The 17,312-nt window shown below is 50.3% G+C and carries 21 protein-coding genes; 5 read left to right on the forward strand and 16 right to left on the reverse strand.

Annotated elements, in window-relative coordinates:
- The first annotated feature begins 310 nt into the window (after window positions 1–310).
- Complete coding sequence (locus tag EKM94_RS00765) at window positions 311–1,936, forward strand: ATP-binding cassette domain-containing protein (protein WP_125596007.1); 1,626 nt, start codon at window positions 311–313, stop codon at window positions 1,934–1,936.
- A 205-nt stretch (window positions 1,937–2,141) separates the two neighbouring features.
- Here EKM94_RS00765 and EKM94_RS00770 read toward each other — a convergent pair whose 3' ends face one another.
- From EKM94_RS00770 to EKM94_RS00805, 8 genes are all read right to left on the reverse strand, one after another.
- Window positions 2,142–2,798, reverse strand: coding sequence for an MmcQ/YjbR family DNA-binding protein (locus tag EKM94_RS00770; protein WP_125596010.1), 657 nt, complete (start codon window positions 2,796–2,798; stop codon window positions 2,142–2,144).
- A 46-nt stretch (window positions 2,799–2,844) separates the two neighbouring features.
- Window positions 2,845–3,627: a DNA repair protein RecO gene (recO, locus tag EKM94_RS00775; protein ID WP_225422116.1), complete on the reverse strand. Its 783-nt coding sequence runs from the start codon at window positions 3,625–3,627 to the stop codon at window positions 2,845–2,847.
- Entirely contained in the window at window positions 3,624–4,535 is a 912-nt protein-coding gene (gene era, locus EKM94_RS00780; protein ID WP_125596013.1) for a GTPase Era, read from the reverse strand. The genes recO and era overlap by 4 nt, the downstream gene beginning before the upstream one ends.
- Window positions 4,516–4,929 carry a cytidine deaminase gene (cdd, locus tag EKM94_RS00785; protein WP_125596016.1) on the reverse strand — a complete coding sequence of 138 codons (414 nt, stop codon included), beginning with the start codon at window positions 4,927–4,929 and terminating at the stop codon, window positions 4,516–4,518. Before cdd ends, era begins: the two co-directional genes overlap by 20 nt.
- Before the next feature lie 32 nt (window positions 4,930–4,961).
- Entirely contained in the window at window positions 4,962–5,366 is a 405-nt protein-coding gene (locus tag EKM94_RS00790; protein WP_125596019.1) for a diacylglycerol kinase family protein, read from the reverse strand.
- Window positions 5,344–5,823 (reverse strand): rRNA maturation RNase YbeY, encoded by a 480-nt coding sequence (gene ybeY, locus EKM94_RS00795; protein ID WP_125596022.1) that lies wholly within the window; start codon window positions 5,821–5,823, stop codon window positions 5,344–5,346. The genes EKM94_RS00790 and ybeY overlap by 23 nt, the downstream gene beginning before the upstream one ends.
- Window positions 5,804–6,799, reverse strand: coding sequence for a PhoH family protein (locus tag EKM94_RS00800; protein WP_125596025.1), 996 nt, complete (start codon window positions 6,797–6,799; stop codon window positions 5,804–5,806). Before EKM94_RS00800 ends, ybeY begins: the two co-directional genes overlap by 20 nt.
- Window positions 6,800–6,934: 135 nt before the next feature.
- Entirely contained in the window at window positions 6,935–7,123 is a 189-nt protein-coding gene (locus tag EKM94_RS00805) for a hypothetical protein (RefSeq protein ID WP_125596028.1), read from the reverse strand.
- 223 nt (window positions 7,124–7,346) lie between these two features.
- Here EKM94_RS00805 and EKM94_RS00810 point away from each other — a divergent pair, with 223 nt between their 5' ends.
- Entirely contained in the window at window positions 7,347–7,601 is a 255-nt protein-coding gene (locus tag EKM94_RS00810; protein ID WP_125596031.1) for a hypothetical protein, read from the forward strand.
- Window positions 7,602–7,901: 300 nt separating this feature from the next.
- Here EKM94_RS00810 and EKM94_RS00815 read toward each other — a convergent pair whose 3' ends face one another.
- Complete coding sequence (locus EKM94_RS00815; protein ID WP_125596034.1) at window positions 7,902–8,357, reverse strand: GatB/YqeY domain-containing protein; 456 nt, start codon at window positions 8,355–8,357, stop codon at window positions 7,902–7,904.
- Between the two features lie 156 nt (window positions 8,358–8,513).
- Window positions 8,514–8,696: a 30S ribosomal protein S21 gene (rpsU, locus tag EKM94_RS00820; protein ID WP_125596037.1), complete on the reverse strand. Its 183-nt coding sequence runs from the start codon at window positions 8,694–8,696 to the stop codon at window positions 8,514–8,516.
- Window positions 8,697–8,901: 205 nt separating this feature from the next.
- Here rpsU and EKM94_RS00825 point away from each other — a divergent pair, with 205 nt between their 5' ends.
- On the forward strand, window positions 8,902–9,720 hold the full coding sequence (locus tag EKM94_RS00825) for a pyruvate, water dikinase regulatory protein (protein WP_125596040.1): 819 nt from the start codon (window positions 8,902–8,904) through the stop codon (window positions 9,718–9,720).
- Here the strand turns inward: EKM94_RS00825 and EKM94_RS12240 are convergent.
- The 4 genes from EKM94_RS12240 to msrA form a co-directional block, all read right to left on the reverse strand.
- A complete protein-coding gene (locus EKM94_RS12240; RefSeq protein WP_164511038.1) occupies window positions 9,706–9,852 on the reverse strand; it encodes a hypothetical protein in 147 nt (48 codons plus the stop codon). The two genes, EKM94_RS00825 and EKM94_RS12240, sit on opposite strands and share 15 nt — an antisense overlap.
- 183 nt (window positions 9,853–10,035) lie before the next feature.
- Window positions 10,036–10,947: a deoxyribonuclease IV gene (locus EKM94_RS00830; protein WP_125596043.1), complete on the reverse strand. Its 912-nt coding sequence runs from the start codon at window positions 10,945–10,947 to the stop codon at window positions 10,036–10,038.
- A gap of 457 nt (window positions 10,948–11,404) precedes the next feature.
- Window positions 11,405–12,283, reverse strand: coding sequence for a YitT family protein (locus tag EKM94_RS00835; protein ID WP_125596046.1), 879 nt, complete (start codon window positions 12,281–12,283; stop codon window positions 11,405–11,407).
- Window positions 12,284–12,503: 220 nt separating this feature from the next.
- A complete protein-coding gene (msrA, locus tag EKM94_RS00840; RefSeq protein ID WP_125596383.1) occupies window positions 12,504–13,025 on the reverse strand; it encodes a peptide-methionine (S)-S-oxide reductase MsrA in 522 nt (173 codons plus the stop codon).
- 170 nt (window positions 13,026–13,195) lie between these two features.
- Here msrA and EKM94_RS00845 point away from each other — a divergent pair, with 170 nt between their 5' ends.
- Entirely contained in the window at window positions 13,196–13,447 is a 252-nt protein-coding gene (locus EKM94_RS00845) for a hypothetical protein (protein ID WP_125596049.1), read from the forward strand.
- A 60-nt stretch (window positions 13,448–13,507) separates the two neighbouring features.
- Window positions 13,508–13,804, forward strand: coding sequence for a hypothetical protein (locus tag EKM94_RS00850; RefSeq protein WP_125596053.1), 297 nt, complete (start codon window positions 13,508–13,510; stop codon window positions 13,802–13,804).
- A 239-nt stretch (window positions 13,805–14,043) separates the two neighbouring features.
- Here the strand turns inward: EKM94_RS00850 and aspS are convergent, their stop codons facing one another.
- The gene (gene aspS, locus EKM94_RS00855; RefSeq protein ID WP_125596056.1) at window positions 14,044–15,810 is read right to left on the reverse strand and encodes an aspartate--tRNA ligase; all 1,767 of its coding nucleotides are present in this window, start codon (window positions 15,808–15,810) and stop codon (window positions 14,044–14,046) included.
- Window positions 15,810–17,114, reverse strand: a complete 1,305-nt coding sequence (gene hisS / locus EKM94_RS00860; protein ID WP_125596059.1) for a histidine--tRNA ligase — start codon at window positions 17,112–17,114, stop codon at window positions 15,810–15,812. The genes aspS and hisS overlap by 1 nt, the downstream gene beginning before the upstream one ends.
- Window positions 17,115–17,312: the final 198 nt, after the last annotated feature.

Below are 17,312 nucleotides of genomic sequence, written 5' to 3' on the forward strand. Positions count from 1 at the left end.
CGGCTGACTCACCCCCAGCCCGACCTTCCACCAGCTAACGAACAGCCCACCAACGCCCGCACCGCTCCAGCCCCTCAACATTATCCTAGTCATTGAGATACGCACGAATACTATAAAGTGGATTTGAAGATAACAGCCCTTCCCAATCGGAAAATATTAAAGTCATGAGACATGACTCGCGGGTATTATGAGTTCATCCGCCATTATTTGTGTGTTTTTTTAATAATGACTTGTTGAGCTTGGGGAAAACTCGTATACTGAAATAGTTGTATAAGTTTTAAAATTTTGTTTTTATAATTGGAGGAGTGCTATGTCACTTTGGAAATGTATCAAGCGGCAGCGTCGGCTTAGTCTGATCACGCTGTTTTGGCAAATCGTGGGCGCTGGTTGTACAACCATGTATGGCTTGGGCAGTGCAAATATTGTCACGAATATCGTTAAGTTGAATCTGAGAGCTGTCATTTTATGGCTGGTTGTTCTCGAATTAACAAATATCGTTTGGGGTTGGCAGATCGTTGCGAACGAAACCAGTATGGAAAGATGGGTCCAAGCCATGGATCAGGATATTCGCCAGCAGATCGTGGTTAATTTAAGTCGCTTGCCGTATGCGGATTATCATCAGCAGGACCAGGCAACCTATCTTTCTTGGGTGACCAACGATATCAATACGATCAACGATTATGGTTTTGAGACCTTGGCCTTAGTCGTCTCACAGGGGCTGACGATCGTGATGAGTATTGGCGCGATCATTCAATTTCACTATTCATTGATCATTACGATCGCGCTCCTGTTGGCAGTGATGTTGACGGCGCCACGCGTTTTCACGAAGAAAATGAACGCCGCGGCCTTGAAGTCCTCACACAGCGCCGAACAGCTGACCAAAAGTTTTACGGATCTGTTTGGTGGTTTCGATGAACTGATGCAATTGAATCGGCAGAAAGCCGCCGTTAAGTTCACGAAAGGCGCCACGACCAACTTTGCGACCAGCAAGATCGCGCAGGCGCGCACGTCTGGGCGTATGATGGGCGCCTCAAATTTCATCAGTTTGACTAGTCAAGTCATTGTCATGGCCCACGCCTGCGCTTTGTTCTTCGCAAAACTGGTACCGGTTGGGGCAATCAGTGGTGCGCGCTACTTTTCCGCCACGATCTTCGCTAACCTGACGGGCTTGATGGCCAATCTGGTCGAAATGAAAACTGTTGAACCGATTTTTGCCAAATATACGCAAGTCACAGCGTCGCCGCACATTTCCACGACCACTGCCGCACCGGCACAATTAGCGCCGGCGACAGTCAGTTTGGAGGACGTCACGTTTACTTATGACGACAAGCCGATCCTCCAGGATTTCTCCTATACCTTTACCGCTCAGCAAAAATACGCCATAATCGGACCATCAGGTGTGGGCAAAAGCACCTTGCTTAATTTATTGGCCGGGCGACTCATTCCCACAACGGGAACTGTGACGCTGGCCGGTCAGGACTATCAACAATTGCCCGCTCCTCAGATCCGCGAACAAATTGTTTATCTCAGCCAACAGCCGCATATCTTTTCGGCGACGTTAGGCTTCAATATCATGTTGGACGCGCCGGAAGATCCGGAACGGTTACAGGCCGCCTTACATTTCAGCGGGCTCGATCAAATGCCCCAGGTTTTTCCAGCGGGCGTGGCAACAGAGATCATTCAGTCTGGTCAGCAGTTATCAGGTGGCCAACGGGAACGGATCGCGTTGGCCCGTGGTTTCTACCAGCAACGGAAGATCTGGCTGGTTGATGAGGCGACAGCTTCGCTTGATCCGCAGGCGGCAACTGCCATCGAGACTGCCTTGTTGCAACTGAGCGACGTCACGCTGATCGTCGTCAGTCATCATTTTGCTAATCCAGATTTTATTACCGCGGTTGACGGAGTCCTTGATTTCAACCAATCGCAAAATATCTGACAAAATACTCGAAAAGTACCCGTTTCAGGCTAGCCTAGATCCTGTGGTCAACCTCAACAGCTAGAAAGTTATCTAATTCAATAAATGGCATGACTCGCAATGAAACCTGGAGTCATGCCATTTATTTGTTCATATAGAGTAAAATGACGAATGCGCCAACATTGATCAAGCGAACGGGTCAACCCGCCAACACCGGCGATAGCGCCTACTTCGCCAACAAATAACTTTCCTCTATGCGCTGGCAAATTTCAGTCAGCGGCACCGACCCGTCTAGAATGATCGTGTACCAATGTTGCTTATTCATGTGCCAGCCGGGATAATAGTTCGGCCGTTTAAGCAGCCCAGCTAAGTTCTCTGGTGCGCTGCGCAGATCAATGATCTCCACGATTTCATCGGAATCACCGCCTAATTTACGCCGCGGGACAGTCAGCAACAAGCCATACCATTTCTTATTATCCTGGCGGCGCCAGACTGCGTTGGTGGGAAATTTTTCCCAGAGAAATTCTAACTGATCGCCGTACTGTTGTTGGACAGCGTTGATCAGCTGGATCGCTTGCGCGGTTTTAAAAACCGTGGTCACGCAACATTTAGCGGCAATGTCGTCCAGAACCGCGGCGACGGCTGCGCGCACTTCCGCGACAAACGCGCCCGTGGCGTTGGTTTGATAGAGAATATATTCCTCATTGCTCGCTATTTCGGTCAAAGTTGTCTGCCCGCGGCCGTCTTGATCGATCAAAACCGACAAATGAAAATCGCCGTTCAAAATTGTTGTTCTATAGTGATAGCCCCGACCGACCGCTTGAAAGCCGTATTCAAGTAACTTTTCTGGCAGCGCGTTGCGAAATGATGGTGCTTGTGCCATTGCTAAATGACCTCCAAACCTTTCAATGAGTTGAACCAACTAGTAATCAATCTCGCTTCAACAATAGCCCATTACCGCCATTGACCAGTCCATCCAGAAATTTCTTACTCTTAGGCACTAGCCCGACTTGATCTTGATAAATGTGATCCAGAACGCGTTGTAATTCGCGCTTGGTCCGCGGATTCAGGTCCGTGGCGCCCAACTGCAAGGGCATCATCCGCGCCAAGCGTTGCACCAGCACGACGGCGTTAGGTTGGGCGTGGAGGCGATGGGGATCACGGGCCCAATGGTTCTGGCAAAGCAGGCCGCCAAACGCTTCCGAGTAATCAAGAGGCAGATCATTGCGGCCGCAAATGGCGCAACCGCTAAGATCAGGGGCGACACCGAAACGGTCCAGCAATTTGATTTCCACCATGTTCGTCAATAATTGCGGATCAATGCCGCCGTCGATTTGGTTCAAGGCGGTTTGGATCAAGGTGAAGGCCCGACCCAAAGGCTCACCTTCGGGAAAAGCCGCGCCAGCCAGGCTGAGAATGTAAGCCGCGTAAGCCTGCAACAACAGGTCTTCACTGATGTTACGCCAGAGTTTGGTTGTTTTCGTGGTGGTCAAATAGGATAAGCCCTCGGGACTGATCCGCCCGACATAAGTTGCTTCCGTAAATGGCAAAATAGCGCTGGTCAGCTTGAACCCGCGCTTTTTTGCTCCCCGAACGAGAAACATTTTCGGGCCGAATTGATCGGTCAAGATCTGAACCAGCAAATCACGCTCGGCGTAATCACGCCGATACATGACCAAGCCTTGAAATTCGGCGTCGATCAAACGACTCAATTCTTGAAATCCTTCTGATTGTAGCCAGCTCGTTGTAAGAAAATCGGGTTATCGCGCCAATTCCGTTGCGTCTTGACTTGCAGTTTCAAGTTGACACGCTCACCAAGTAGCGGCTCGATCTCCTTCCGGGAGCGGATCCCGATCTGCTTGATCATCGCCGCCCCTTTGCCAATGACGATGCCCTTTTGACTATCCCGGTCAACGAAAACTGTGGCGTCGATCACCAGCTTCCCCTGCTCATGGGTATTCATTTGATTGACGATGACCGCAGTGGAATGGGGAATCTCGTCGCGGGTCAGTAATAGGATCTGCTCGCGGATCAATTCCGCCACGATAAAGTACTCAGGGTGGTCGGTCAATTGGTCGTCAGGATAATATTTCGGTCCCGCTGGCAAATAGGATTTGATTTCTTTGACCAATTCGTCCACATTGTTGCCTTCCGTGGCCGATAATGGAATCACTTCGGCAAACTTCGCCAACTCTTGGTAGCCCACGATCAGGTCCAGCAAGTCGTCAGGATGGACCAAGTCGATTTTGTTGATGACCAAGAATAAAGGCGTGTCCAGTTTCGCCAAGCGCTCCAAAATGAAACGGTCACCAGGACCGATTTTATCGGCGGCGCCGGTCATATAAACGGCGATGTCCACTTCACTTAACGCGGAGAAAGCCGCTTGGTCCATATAGTTGTCCAGATCGTTTTTAGGTTTGTGGATCCCCGGGGTGTCCAAGAAAATGATCTGAGCGTCGGCGTCGGTGATCACGCCCTGGATCTTATTGCGCGTGGTCTGCGCTTTAGGTGACATGATCGCCACCTTTTCGCCAATGATTCGATTCATTAACGTTGATTTGCCCACATTGGGGCGGCCTAGTAAGGCCACGAAGCCTGATTTAAATGGTTGTTCCGTCATTACGATCATCCTTTAGGAAAAATGAAAACGGCAAGATCTCACTGACCGATACCGTTCTGGTGTCACCATGAAGATTGCTCATGGTGATGGTGCCATCTGGAGCCATGAACTCGGTCATGACTTGGCGGCAAGCGCCACAAGGTGAAACGGGGCCTTTCGTGTCAGCCACCACCGCGATCGCCTTGATGTGCTGTTGACCCGCGGCCACCGCCTTGAAAATCGCCACCCGCTCCGCGCAAACTGTCAGCGGAAAGGACGAGTTCTCAATGTTACAGCCTTGATAGATGGTGCCATTTTCGGTCAAAACGGCGGCACCCACCGCAAATTTGGAATAAGGTACATAGGCAGCCAGCCGCGCCTCTTGCGCCGCTGCGGTCAATTCTGTTAGATCCATCCAAAAATCTCCCTTATCATGCAAAATGTTTTTTAAAACAATAACTGCCAAAAATATGGTATGAAAATAATCAAGCCGACGATGACCGCCAACGCCGCGGCTACCAAGACAATCGCCGCGGAAACGTCCTTGATGTGCTTGGCCAAGGGATCATACTGTTTGGCCACCAACAAATCGACGATATATTCCACCGCCGTATTCCACAGTTCGGCGATCAACACAATGAAAATCACCCCGATCAGCCAGAGCCACTCGGTGGTATTGACTTGGATCACCGCGCTGAAAATAATCACCAACAAGCCGATCAAGACGTGAAACTTGAAATTCTGCTCATGCTGGAAGGTGAAGCGCAGACCGGTCCAAGCGTGCTTGAACGACTGCCAGAAATTATGGTTCTTGCCTGTTTGCGGCGGCTTAACGTTTGAGGCCATAAGCATCAAGTATTTCTTCTTGAAGTTTGATCATCACCTGCTCATCGGCGGGCTCGATGTGATCATAACCATTTAAGTGGAGAAAACCGTGGACCACCGTATAGCCGAATTCCCGGTCAAAACTATGTTCGTAAGTTTTGGCTTGTTCCGCCACATGTCCAGGGGCGATAAACAAATCGCCGATATTGCGCGGAATGTCCAGCTCGTCTTCCAGCTCGCGGAAGTTGGGCCACTCATCAGCCTCATCATCCTCGATGGCGAAACTGATCACATCCGTCACCCGATCCTTGTCGCGATACTCCCGATTGATCTCGCGGATCTTGTCATCGGTGATCAAACTGATCGACATTTCCGTTTCGGCAGGCAATTCCAGCTTCGCCGCCGCAAATTCGACTAATTTACGGATCCAATCTTCCCGTTCTGCGGGCAACAAATGGTCGTCATTAATGATTTCTAGATTCACGTTTCATCTGCTCCTGATCAAATTTTTCGTACGCGTCAATGATTTTAGCGACAACTGGATGGCGTACCACATCCGTTGAAGAAAAGCGCACGATCCCGATCCGCTTGACTTGCTGCAAGATCTCGGTCGCCTGCCGCAACCCACTCTTCTGATTATGCGGCAGATCCACTTGGGTCAAATCACCGTTAATGATCATTTTCGAATTGATCCCCAAACGGGTCAGAAACATCTTCATCTGAGCGGTGGTCGTGTTCTGGGCCTCATCCAAGATCACGAACGCCTCTTCCAAAGTCCGCCCACGCATATAAGCCAGCGGCGCGATCTCAATAATGCCCCGATCCAGCATCCGATTGGCCTGCTCCGTACCCAAAATCGTGTACAACGCGTCATACAGCGGCCGTAAATATGGATCGATCTTCTCTTTCAAGTCGCCGGGAAGAAAGCCCAGACTCTCACCTGCTTCAACCGCGGGCCGGGTCAAAATGATCCGCTGGACTTGGTTGCTCTTCAAGGCCGAGACCGCCAAGACCACCGCTAGAAATGTTTTCCCCGTCCCTGCTGGTCCTACGCCAAAGGTGATTTCATTGTGGCGGACCGATTGAACATATTGGCGCTGCCCCAGATTCTTCACCCGGATCGGCCGCTGTCGACTGTCCCGGATCAGGACTTCCTGATAAAGTTCGCTAAAATATTCCAAAGTCCCTTTTTGCGCCATTTTCAAAGCGCTTTGAACATCGGCGGTGCTGAGGGTGATTCCTTGGGCGCTGACTTGTGCTAATTGTTCCAAGACTTGCAGCGCTAAACTAGCCGTGTGCGCCGGCCCGGTGATCGTGATTTTCTCCGCGAAAGCGCGTAGTTCAACGTTCAAGTCTTCTTCTAACAAATGGAGAAATTCATCATTGACTCCCAGTAGGTTCAACGCCTGCTCTGGGTGGGTCAAGGTGAACGCCTTTTCAACCGAGGTTTCTTCGACCAACTATTTCGCTCCCATCAAATACTTGCAATACCTAAATTTTAGCACAAACCGCTCCAGAGCGCGACTAGCAAAAAAGGTGAAAGTAGTTTGGCCGCAACTTGCGCTGCGAAATTCGGGGTGAGCTCGCTGTGGGCGTCACTTTGAGCTTTTCGGAAGGGCACCGAAAAGCTCAAAGCTGAGCCTTGGCCTAAGCGGCAGAGCCGCTAAGGCCAATTTCACGGCGATCTCACCCCGAATTTCTCCGCTCCAGCTGCTCAACGTTATAGCAGTCGTTTGAGCACTCACGCCAATTGGGCGAGCTATCGTCAATTGATGGGGAACCACGCAGATGACGGCCTTGGTTAGTGGTTACAAGTTATAAATTGGTGACACCAGTACAATCTGTCTGATTAACAAACCAGTTCTTGTTGAATCAGCTGAATCGGTCGATTGCGAACTCAAACCCGCTTTTGTAGTGAGATAAAGTTGTCGACACTATCCAAAATATACCGACCTACTAATCCAAATCCGTTGGCATTGCCGTACCAACCCAAAAGAAGGCGATTGTTTGACCTCTTACTTGCAAAAGCACTTCGTCAAATCCTTTGCCTCGATTGCAGATAGGCTCAATTCTGCCCAGCAACCGCCTCAGGACGTGTGGCTCAGCGGTGAGATTATTCTTAGCGATTTATCGCTTAGAATAAGGCCTGATTTTGAGACAAGCCGCCGGGCTTGCGGATTGGCTCAAAACAGTGCCCACCGCGTTCCAGCCACAACAAACGTCCTGAGGCGGTTGCGTCCACATCCAAACCCAGCGAACTAAATCGCAGGCCAGAATGCAGTAACAATCTGTCCAGACAAGCGCTTATTAACTTTTGGGGTCAAAAACGGCACTCGCTTTTTGGCCGAGTGCCGTTGCCATGATCATTATTTAGTGGGACTAAAATTTCAAGCGTTCCAATGTCGCTAGGCAGTTAAACAATGCGTTGGCAGCCGAACTGTGGAAGTCATTGGACGTTTAGCGCCGTCTTGGCCGCCAGCGACGGGCAAACGAGCGCGATCAGTACTGATACTCTCAGCCGACAAGGAACGCTCCTGCGGCCTTACCAGGCGCTTGAACGCGTTACTTCGTTAAGGCTGCTTTGACGAGTTGGTTGACTTTGCCGCCATCGGCCCGTCCCTTGACTTTGGGCATCAGGGCCTTCATCACTGCCCCCATGTCCTTCATGGAGGTTGCGCCGGTTTCGTCGATCGCGGCGCTGACGGCTTCACCTAACTCGGCATCGCTCAAAGGCGCGGGTAGATAGGTTTGGACAATGGCGATTTCCGCTTTGGTTTCGGCGGCCAAATCGTCGCGACCCGCCTTTTCAAATTCAGCCAGCGAATCCTGGCGTTGTTTCAGTTCGGTGCTCAAAACCGCTAATTCTTCCTCGCGGGTCAAGGTGGCTTGGAGGCTTTCCTTCTTGATTTTAGCGTTCATCAGTGAAGATTTGATCATCCGCACGACATTCAATTTGGTTTTGTCATGGGCCTTCATCGCCGTTTTCAAATCATTGGTCAATTGTGTGGTCAGATCCATCATAATTCCTCGCTTTCATTTTTTGAAAAAATAGTTTGGCGGCGTCAGGTCAGTTTCCTGCGTCCGCCGTAAAAGCCGCTAAAGTTCGCCAACAAAGAAAAAAGCCCCCTAGTTGGTGATCACATTCGTAATCCCAAACCAAGAGGGCGTTTCTCATTATCTAAACTTTTTACGTTTCCGGGCAGCTTCGGATTTTAATTTACGCTTAACGCTAGGTTTCTCGTAAAATTCTCGTTTCCGATATTCTTGAAGTGTACCACTTTTAGAAACGGAACGTTTAAAACGTCGAAGAGCATCATCAATTGACTCATTGTCACGGACAACTGTCTTATTAGCCATGTGATTTCCCTCCTTCCGGTTTCTATGTAACTACCCACGACCTGTGCAAATTGCGCAACCCCATAAGTGTTCTTGTCTATTATAGCGAAAGATAAAAATGAGGTCAACAACTTTAGGAAAATTCCGTTAAAATAGTTATGTAAGCGTTGAATATGCTATGATTAACTTAGTAAAGAAAATGACGAAATAAATGAGGATGATAGCAATGGCACAACGAAAAACCCTTTATTTATGCTTGATCTCGGACTCTGTGGGAGAAACGGCTTTTAAATTGACCCAAGCGGCCATGGCGCAATTTCCTGAGATCAAACCGATCTATGAACGCTATCCTTTTGTTAACACGAAGGAGAAAGTCGACAGTTTGATCCAAGTTGCCGTGGAAAAGAATGCCATTATCACCCACACGGTGGTCACGCAAGGGCTCAGTGAGTATATCCAAATCGAAGCCGCCAATCATGAATTGACCGCGATCGATTTATTGACACCGGTCGTCCGCTCAGTCAGCAAACGCTTCTCCTTGGCGCCGACCCATGAAGCTGGCGCGGTCCATCATTTGAACGAAATGTATTTCGATCGCATCTCGGCGATGGAATTCGCGGTTCTTTACGATGACGGCAAGGATCCCCGCGGGTTCTTGGAGGCTGATGTGATCCTGTTGGGAATCTCTCGGACGTCGAAAACACCGATCTCCCTGTTTCTGGCCAACCGCAATATCAAGGTGGCCAATTTGCCGATCGTGCCCCAAGCCCATATTCCCGATGAAATCTATCAAGTTGATCCCCACAAGATCATTGGTTTGACCAATGATCCGAAAGTGCTCAACAACATCCGCCGCGAGCGCATGATCGCTTACGGTCTTAATCCAGATACCAGCTACTCCAATATGAACGAAATCAAAAACGAGCTGGCTTTCGCGGAGACGCTTTACAAGAAACTGGGCTGTTACGTGATCAATGTTTCGAACCGTTCGATCGAAGAAACTGCCACCATGATCCTCGAACGCCTAGGCTTAGATCATTATTAAGCTCACCGCCCTGCCTGACAAAAGCAACAACGGGCGAACAAAATAATGATTACCGAAATCATCAGTAGCAAGATCATCAACAACAGCAGCCATATCAGCACAAACAATATCGTCAACAAAATAATCAACCAAGAAACGCGCCCAGACTCGGTGCTCCTGTCAATTGGACAGGAACGCCAGGTCTGGACGCGTTTTCTGGTTGGTCAATTTTCTCAATTAGTCCATGCTATTGGGCAATGCTGATCTGGGTAGCTACTGTCGCGCGACCCAGAGTTCCCATGACCAGGTCCCATTTTTCAGATCGCGCCAAGCAGTTTAAGCTTGAGCCCGCAGTTGCTCGATCATGTCCGGGTCAAAACGCCCGGCCCGCACCATGGCGATCTCCGCCGCGTACGGCGCGATCGTGCCTTTGGCTTCCGGCGTCACCCCCAGATACGGGGTTTCCATGATTTTGGGCACCGCCGTCAATTGGGGATGGTGCGCGACTTGATTCAGCGCGTCGAACCCGATCGTGCCGAAGCCCAGATTGGTGTGGCGATCTTTGTGACTGCCTTGGGGATTTTTCGAGTCATTCAAATGGATCACGCTTAACCGCTCCAGCCCAATGATGTGATCGAACTGGTTCAAAACCCCATCGAAGTCGTTCTTGATGTCGTAACCAGCATCACTGGTGTGGCAGGTATCGAAAGTAACGCTAAGATGGTCGTTTTGCTGGGTCCGATCAATGATTCGCGCGAGTTCTTCAAAAGTTCGCCCAACTTCCGTCCCTTTGCCGGCCATCGTCTCCAGCGCGATCGTCGCCTTTTGGTCCCGGGAGATGATTTCATCCAACGCATGAGCGATTTGGGTGATCGCCACATCAGCGCCGGCACCAACATGAGCGCCAGGATGGAAACTGATTGCGTAAGCCCCTAACGCATCGGCGCGACGCACCTCTTCTTGCATAAATTCGATCGCGAAGGGCAACTTTTCCGGTTTGATCGTATTGCCCAAATTGAGAATATAAGGCGCGTGCACCACCAATTTCGCAATGCCATTGGCCGTCATCAACGCTTGCCCTTCAGGGATCCGCAACTCCGCGATCGGTTTACGCCGCGTATTTTGCGGCGCGCCGGTGAAAACCATCATCGTGGTCGCCGAATAGGAAATCGCTTCTTCCGCGGCGCCGACTAACATTTTCTGCCCACTCATACTCACGTGAGAACCGATCAATAATGGTGTGGTCATCGTAAAGTCTCCTTTTTTAAACGTGTTCGCCTCCCCAGCTCCTTCCGCTTAGCTATGCCAGGCTTCCGGAGGCCAAGCCCCTGCCTCCAAAATCCTGGCTAGGCTAATGCTCAGGAGCTATTCGGGTGGCTCACACTCTATCTTTAAACGTGTTCGTCATTTGCGTAGCGCCAACTCATTTGAATATAGCTTCTTAGTCGGCGTGAATGCTTAAAAGAATAAGCTACCGTGAGCGGCTGAAGCGGAGAGAATCGGGGTGAGATCGCCGTGAAATTGGTCTTAGTGGCTTGGCCACTTAGACCAAGGCTCAGCTTTGAGATTTTTGGTGCCCTTCCAAAAAGCTCAAAGTGACGCCCACAGCGAGCTCACCCCGATTCTCGCAGCGCAAGCAGCGGACAACATTGCAACGTGCCGCGCTAATGCTCAGGAGCTACCCGGGTCGGCTCACACTCTCTATTTATTCAACTTTAGGCTCATAGAAATGGCCCATGATCTTGAAGGATTCAGTGATGCTGACAAAGGCATAGGGATCCGATTTGGACATGGCGTCAGATAAATCGTGCATTTCATAGCGGGAAATGACCGTAAACAGAATCGTCTTCTCCTCATGCTTGAAGGCGCCCTCCGCGTCATGAACGATCGTGATCCCCCGCCGCATTGAATGCTGGATCTCATTGATCACTTTCTTCGGTTGATTGGTAATGATCATCACCTGCAACCGCTGATGACTGGTATAAACCATATCGATCACCCGACCGTTGATGAAGATCCCCATGGCGCTGTAAAGGGCGTGGACCCAGCCAAAAACGAATCCGGCCGCCAAAATAATGATCAGATTGAAGAAAATATTGATCGAGCCCATACTCCGCCCGGTCTTCTTGCGAATAATAATTCCAATAATATCCAAGCCACCGGTAGAAATATTATTTTTCAAGGCCATCCCTGTGCCCATCCCGTTGATCAACCCGCCAAAAATCGCGCAGACGATCGGATCGTTGGTAATATGGACCCCAGGCATCAGGTGCATCATGAGCGTCGAAAAGAGAACCGCCAGAAAAGTAAAGGCCGTAAAATGGTGTCCAATTTTAAACCAAGCCAAAATAAACAACGGAATATTCAAGGCAAAATATAGAATCGGCGTGGTCAATGGAATATGGATTTTCTCTGAAAGACTGGCGATCACTTGGGCCGCCCCCGTGACGCCGGATGAATAAATTTTACCGGGTTGCCAGAAGAAGTTCAAGGCGATTGAAACCGCAATTGCATAAAAAAACGCCATTGATAACTTAGACAAGTTAGAATGTCGCTTCCTCATTTTCTCTAAATCGTTAAACATGGTCGTAAGGATCCTCTCTACAAGCTAATGTGCCATTATTGTAACACACTGTCACCATTGGGAGTTAGTCCTGCCCCAGCATTTTTTTGAAAAAAGCGCTTGAGCACCTGGGCCAGCCTGTCACAGCAGGCACTGTAATCGCCTCAATGAATGCTCCGATCGCGGTCGCGAGCGAACTCATCACGCTAGGTGCCGTGCCACCTGGGTGCGCGTTACCGCGTTACTTCGACCAGTGCGACTTGATAAAGTGCGCGCGCCCGCCCGCTTCTTCAAGCGCCATCCGCGCCGGATCCTTCTTGTAGAAATCCTGATGATAATCTTCCGCCGGATAAAACGGCTGTACCGGCTCGATCGTCGTCACGATCGGCTCCTTGAACACCCCGGAAGCCGCCAACGCCGCCCGCGAAGCCGTGGCGATCTGCTGCTGCGCTTCATTGGCCACATAGATGACCGGCCGATAATTATCGCCCCGATCCTGAAATTGACCAGACGCGTCAGTTGGATCGGTCACCTGCCAATAAATGTCGACCAGCTCCTGATACGAAATCACCGCCGGATCGAAATCGATCTTGACCGCCTCCGTATGACCAGTCGTGCCGCTACAAACTTGCTCGTAAGTTGGATCGACCACATGACCGCCTGTATACCCCGAGGTTACTTTCAAAATCCCTGGATGCTGATCGAAAGGTTGCACCATACACCAGAAACAGCCACCGGCAAAAATCGCGCTTGCTTGTGTCATCAAACTCACTTCTTTCTCCATCGTTAACTCCATTATCTGTGTTATGCCCCGAAAATGCAACGAAACAAATTGGGTACAATTTGTTTTGATGATCCTCCTGTTCGGGATTTTTTGCCTAATTGTATGTGTAGCGGGTGTTGCGGTGACGCAACCGCCTCAGGACGTTTGTCGTGGCTGGAACGCGGTGGGCATCGTTTGAAGCCAATCCGCAAGCCCAGCGGCTTGTCTTCAAATCGAGCCTTGTCCTAAGCGGCAGAGCCGCAAAGGACAATTTCACCGCTGAGCCACACGTCCTGAGGCGGTTGCTAGGCAGAATCGAGCTCATCTGCAATCGAGGCGAAGGATTTGACGAAGTGATTTTGCGAGCTAGAGGTCAAACAATTACCCTCTTTTGGGGTGGTACGGCAATGCCAACAGATTAGGATTAGGCGACCGGGATACTTTGCGTAGGCTGAACGTGCCAACTGTTTCCTTAACAATCTGTGGTTGGAAACCGACCGATCCAGCTGATTCATCCAGAACTTGCCTTAGTCCATCAAACAAACTTCGCTGGTGTCACCAATTCAAAGCTGGTGCCCACTAACCATGGCCGTCAATTGCGTGGATCCCCATCAATTGACCATAGCTTGCCAACTGGCGTGAGTGCTCAAACGGCTGTTATAACGTTGAGCGGCTGGAGCGGAGCGTGGTGTTGGTGGGCTGTTTACTCGTTGGCGGAAGGTCGGGCTGGGGGTGAGTCAGCCGCGATATTATTGTTGGCGATTTATCGCCTACAATAAGGCCGAGTTTTGAGATTTTCGGTGCACTTCCGAAAAGCTCAAAATCGTGCCCGCCGCGTTCCACCACCCCCAGCCCGACCTGGAGCCCCGCCACATCTGCCAACCACCAACGCCACGCGCAGCGCAAGCTGCGGCCAACCTACTATATCATCCAATTCCCAAATTCCATGCAAAAAAGCCATGTCCGCAGACATGACTTTTCATTAAGGGCGCTTTGCTGGCGTTCAAGCCACCAAACCCTAATCCTGTTTCTCGACCTCGATACCAAGTTCGTCCAATTGCGCTGGCGCAACTGGCGTTGGCGCCGCGGTCATTGGTTCGGTAGCGTTGGAGTTCTTCGGAAAGGCGATCACATCCCGAATATTGTCCCGATCCGCTAGCAGCATCGCAAAGCGATCCAACCCGATCGCCAAGCCGCCTAGTGGTGGGAACCCGTAGTCCATCGCATCCAGCAAGAAGCCGAATTGCTTTTGGGCTGTTTCCGGGCTGATTTCCAAGGCTTTCAACATTTTTTCTTGGATCTCACGTTGATGGATACGGATCGAACCACCACCTAATTCGTAGCCGTTCAAGACAATATCGTAGCTTTGCGCGTGAGCGGCGTGAGGATCTGTGTCCAGCAAATGAACATCTTCTTCATTGGGCATCGTGAAGGGATGGTGCGCCGCGATCCAACGCTGGTCGCCTTCATCATATTCGAATAAAGGCCAATCAACGACCCAAGTGAACGCAAATTGATTTTTCGGAATGAGGTTCAATTCTTTGGCGAAGAAAGTCCGTAAATAGCCCAGACTGTCTGCCACAACCTTTTGGCTGGCGGCGACGAAAAGAATCAAGTCGCCATCTTGCGCGCCCAGGCGGTCCAACAAATTGGCAGCGTCATCTTTCAGGAATTTCGCGATCGGTCCAGCAACGGTGCCTGCTTCGACTTTGACCCAAGCCAACCCCTTAGCGCCAAAACGTTTGAGATAATCTTGAATGCCGTCGATTTTTTTCCGTGAGTATTGGGCTGCCGCTTGCGGCGCGACAATTGCCTTGACCTGACCATCATTGGCGATGGCGTCAGTGAAGACCTTGAAGCTACTCTCCTTGAAATAGTCGCTCAGATCTTGGAGTTCCATGCCGTAACGCAAGTCTGGTTTATCAGAACCATAGCGGGCCATGGCGTCATTCCAAGTGATCCGTGGGAACGGCAATTTGACATCGATCCCCTTCTCATCGTGCATGACTTGAGCGATGACACCCTCAGTGATTGCTTGGATCTCTTCAGCGGACAAGAAACTTGTTTCCAAATCGATTTGGGTAAATTCCGGTTGGCGGTCTCCCCGTAAATCTTCGTCCCGGAAGCAACGGGCGATCTGGTAATACCGGTCAAAACCCGCGCCCATCAACAATTCCTTGAATAATTGTGGCGATTGTGGCAAGGCGAAGAAGCTGCCTGGATAGACCCGCGATGGCACCAAATAATCCCGAGCGCCTTCGGGAGTCGACTTGGTCAGATCGGGTGTTTCGATTTCGATAAAGCCATGATCGTCTAAATAATGATGGACTGACTTAACGATCTGGGCCCGCGTCCGCAAGCCTTTCATCATTTCTGGCCGGCGCAGATCCAAATAACGATACTTCAATTTGGTATCTTCGGAAGCGGTCACATTGTCAGCGATATCAAAGGGTGGTGTTTTTGACTTATTCAAAACCGTCAATTTGGTCACTTCGACTTCGATCTTACCTGTTTTCATTTTCGGATTGACCGCATGCTCCCCACGAGCGCGCACCCGGCCTTGGACCGCGATCACGTATTCAGAACGCAGTGTTTCCGCGACGGCTAAAGCAGCCTCATCGATTTCATTACTGAAAACCAATTGGACGATTCCTTCCCGATCACGCAAGTCAATGAAAACCAGATTGCCCAAGCTCCGCCGTTTCTGAACCCAGCCCGCCAGATCAACGGTTTGACCTAAATACTGTTCATCAACTAAACCACAATATGTTGTTCGTTCTACCATTACGCTTTGCCTCCAAATTGTTGCATCAAATCTTGATAAACCTTGTTAAAATCAGCCTGGATCGCGCTGAGACTGACGGAAACCTGCTCGCCAGAAGCCAAGTCCTTCACTGGAACTTGCCCACTAGCCAACTCGCTATCACCTAATGTGATCACGAAGCGGCTGTTCAGCCGGGTGGCGTTTTTGAATTGGCCTTTGACTTTGCGATCAAGATAATCCTGATCGGCGCGGAACCCGGCGTGGCGAATCGCGTTCAGGATCTGCAAGGCCGGGCTATCCAATTGGTCCCCTGCCTTGACCAGATAAAAGTCCAATCCTGGCGTGGCCAAACCCAATTTCGTCTCATCCAGCAACAACAACAGCCGCTCAAGACCGATTCCAAAGCCGATGCCCGGTTCATCAGGTCCACCGAATTCTTGAACCAGTCCGTCATAACGACCGCCAGCGATCACAGTCATTTCTGTGTTGTTGAAAGCCGGCGCGCTGACCATGATTTCAAAAATCGTATCCGTATAATAATCCAACCCACGAACCATGGTTTGATTGACCGTGTAGTCGATTCCTAAAGCGGCCAAGCCCGCCTTGACCGCCGCGAAATGAGCGGCGGAGTCAGGGGTCAAATAATCCAAGATACTTGGCGCGTCGGCGACTAACTCCTGATCGTGGGCATCCTTGCTGTCAAGAATGCGCAAGGGATTTGTCGTCAAGCGCCGTTGGGAATCAGCGGAAAGCCGATCTTGCAAAGGGGTCAAATAATTGACCAAAGCTTCGTGATAGGCTTGCCGCGTGGCCGCATCGCCTAAACTGTTGATCTCCAATTTCAAATCGCTGAGTTGCAACTGATGCAACAATTCCTCCGCCATCGCGATAATTTCCACATCTAAGGCTGGTGAACTGGCGCCGAACGCCTCGACCCCGATTTGGTGGAATTGCCGCTGACGACCGGATTGGGGCCGTTCGTAACGGAACATCGGCCCATGATAATAAACTTTGTAAGGTTTGACATATTCCGGTCCAAAGAGTTTGTTTTCCACATAAGCGCGGACCACACCAGCGGTGCCTTCCGGGCGTAAAGCAATATGACGCTCGCCCTTGTCAAAGAAATCATACATTTCTTTGGAAACAACGTCAGAACTTTCGCCGGACGAACGTTCGAAAACATCATAGGATTCGAAGATCGGCGTTCGAATTTCTTGAAAGTCATAGGTGCCGAAGACTTCCGCCGCCTTTTGTTCCACAAATTGCCATTTACGTGACTCTGCTGGGGTAATATCGGCAGTGCCTTTCGGTTTTTGATAGCGCATGGTTATTCCTCCTTGATGAAAAAAGACAAAAAGCACCCCTATCTTGTTTGATAAGGGTGCTTTTTGCACGGTACCACCTTAATTTGGTCTAATTGGATAACGTCGTTGCAGACGGAGCCCAGGCTCAACCTCAAAATGGTCGTTTCATTCATTCTGCTTTCTCACCTACCGCAGTCTCTGTGCTTGAACTACTTTTCA

It is taken from the genome of Lapidilactobacillus achengensis, assembly GCF_003946655.1.
Taxonomy (GTDB): domain Bacteria; phylum Bacillota; class Bacilli; order Lactobacillales; family Lactobacillaceae; genus Lapidilactobacillus; species Lapidilactobacillus achengensis.

Bases quoted from the DNA above. Each gene is read 5' to 3' on its own strand.
- aspS (WP_125596056.1), bottom strand. From the start codon at position 15,810: ATGGTAGAACGAACAACATATTGTGGTTTAGTTGATGAACAGTATTTA.
- cdd (WP_125596016.1), bottom strand. From the start codon at position 4,929: ATGGATCTAACAGAATTGACCGCAGCGGCGCAAGAGGCGCGGCTGGCT.
- msrA (WP_125596383.1), bottom strand. From the start codon at position 13,025: ATGACACAAGCAAGCGCGATTTTTGCCGGTGGCTGTTTCTGGTGTATG.
- EKM94_RS00830 (WP_125596043.1), bottom strand. From the start codon at position 10,947: ATGACCACACCATTATTGATCGGTTCTCACGTGAGTATGAGTGGGCAG.
- EKM94_RS00835 (WP_125596046.1), bottom strand. From the start codon at position 12,283: ATGTTTAACGATTTAGAGAAAATGAGGAAGCGACATTCTAACTTGTCT.
- EKM94_RS00790 (WP_125596019.1), bottom strand. From the start codon at position 5,366: ATGCTTATGGCCTCAAACGTTAAGCCGCCGCAAACAGGCAAGAACCAT.
- hisS (WP_125596059.1), bottom strand. From the start codon at position 17,114: ATGCGCTATCAAAAACCGAAAGGCACTGCCGATATTACCCCAGCAGAG.
- era (WP_125596013.1), bottom strand. From the start codon at position 4,535: ATGACGGAACAACCATTTAAATCAGGCTTCGTGGCCTTACTAGGCCGC.
- EKM94_RS00815 (WP_125596034.1), bottom strand. From the start codon at position 8,357: ATGGATCTGACCACACAATTGACCAATGATTTGAAAACGGCGATGAAG.
- EKM94_RS00825 (WP_125596040.1), top strand. From the start codon at position 8,902: ATGGCACAACGAAAAACCCTTTATTTATGCTTGATCTCGGACTCTGTG.
- rpsU (WP_125596037.1), bottom strand. From the start codon at position 8,696: ATGGCTAATAAGACAGTTGTCCGTGACAATGAGTCAATTGATGATGCT.
- EKM94_RS00765 (WP_125596007.1), top strand. From the start codon at position 311: ATGTCACTTTGGAAATGTATCAAGCGGCAGCGTCGGCTTAGTCTGATC.
- EKM94_RS00770 (WP_125596010.1), bottom strand. From the start codon at position 2,798: ATGGCACAAGCACCATCATTTCGCAACGCGCTGCCAGAAAAGTTACTT.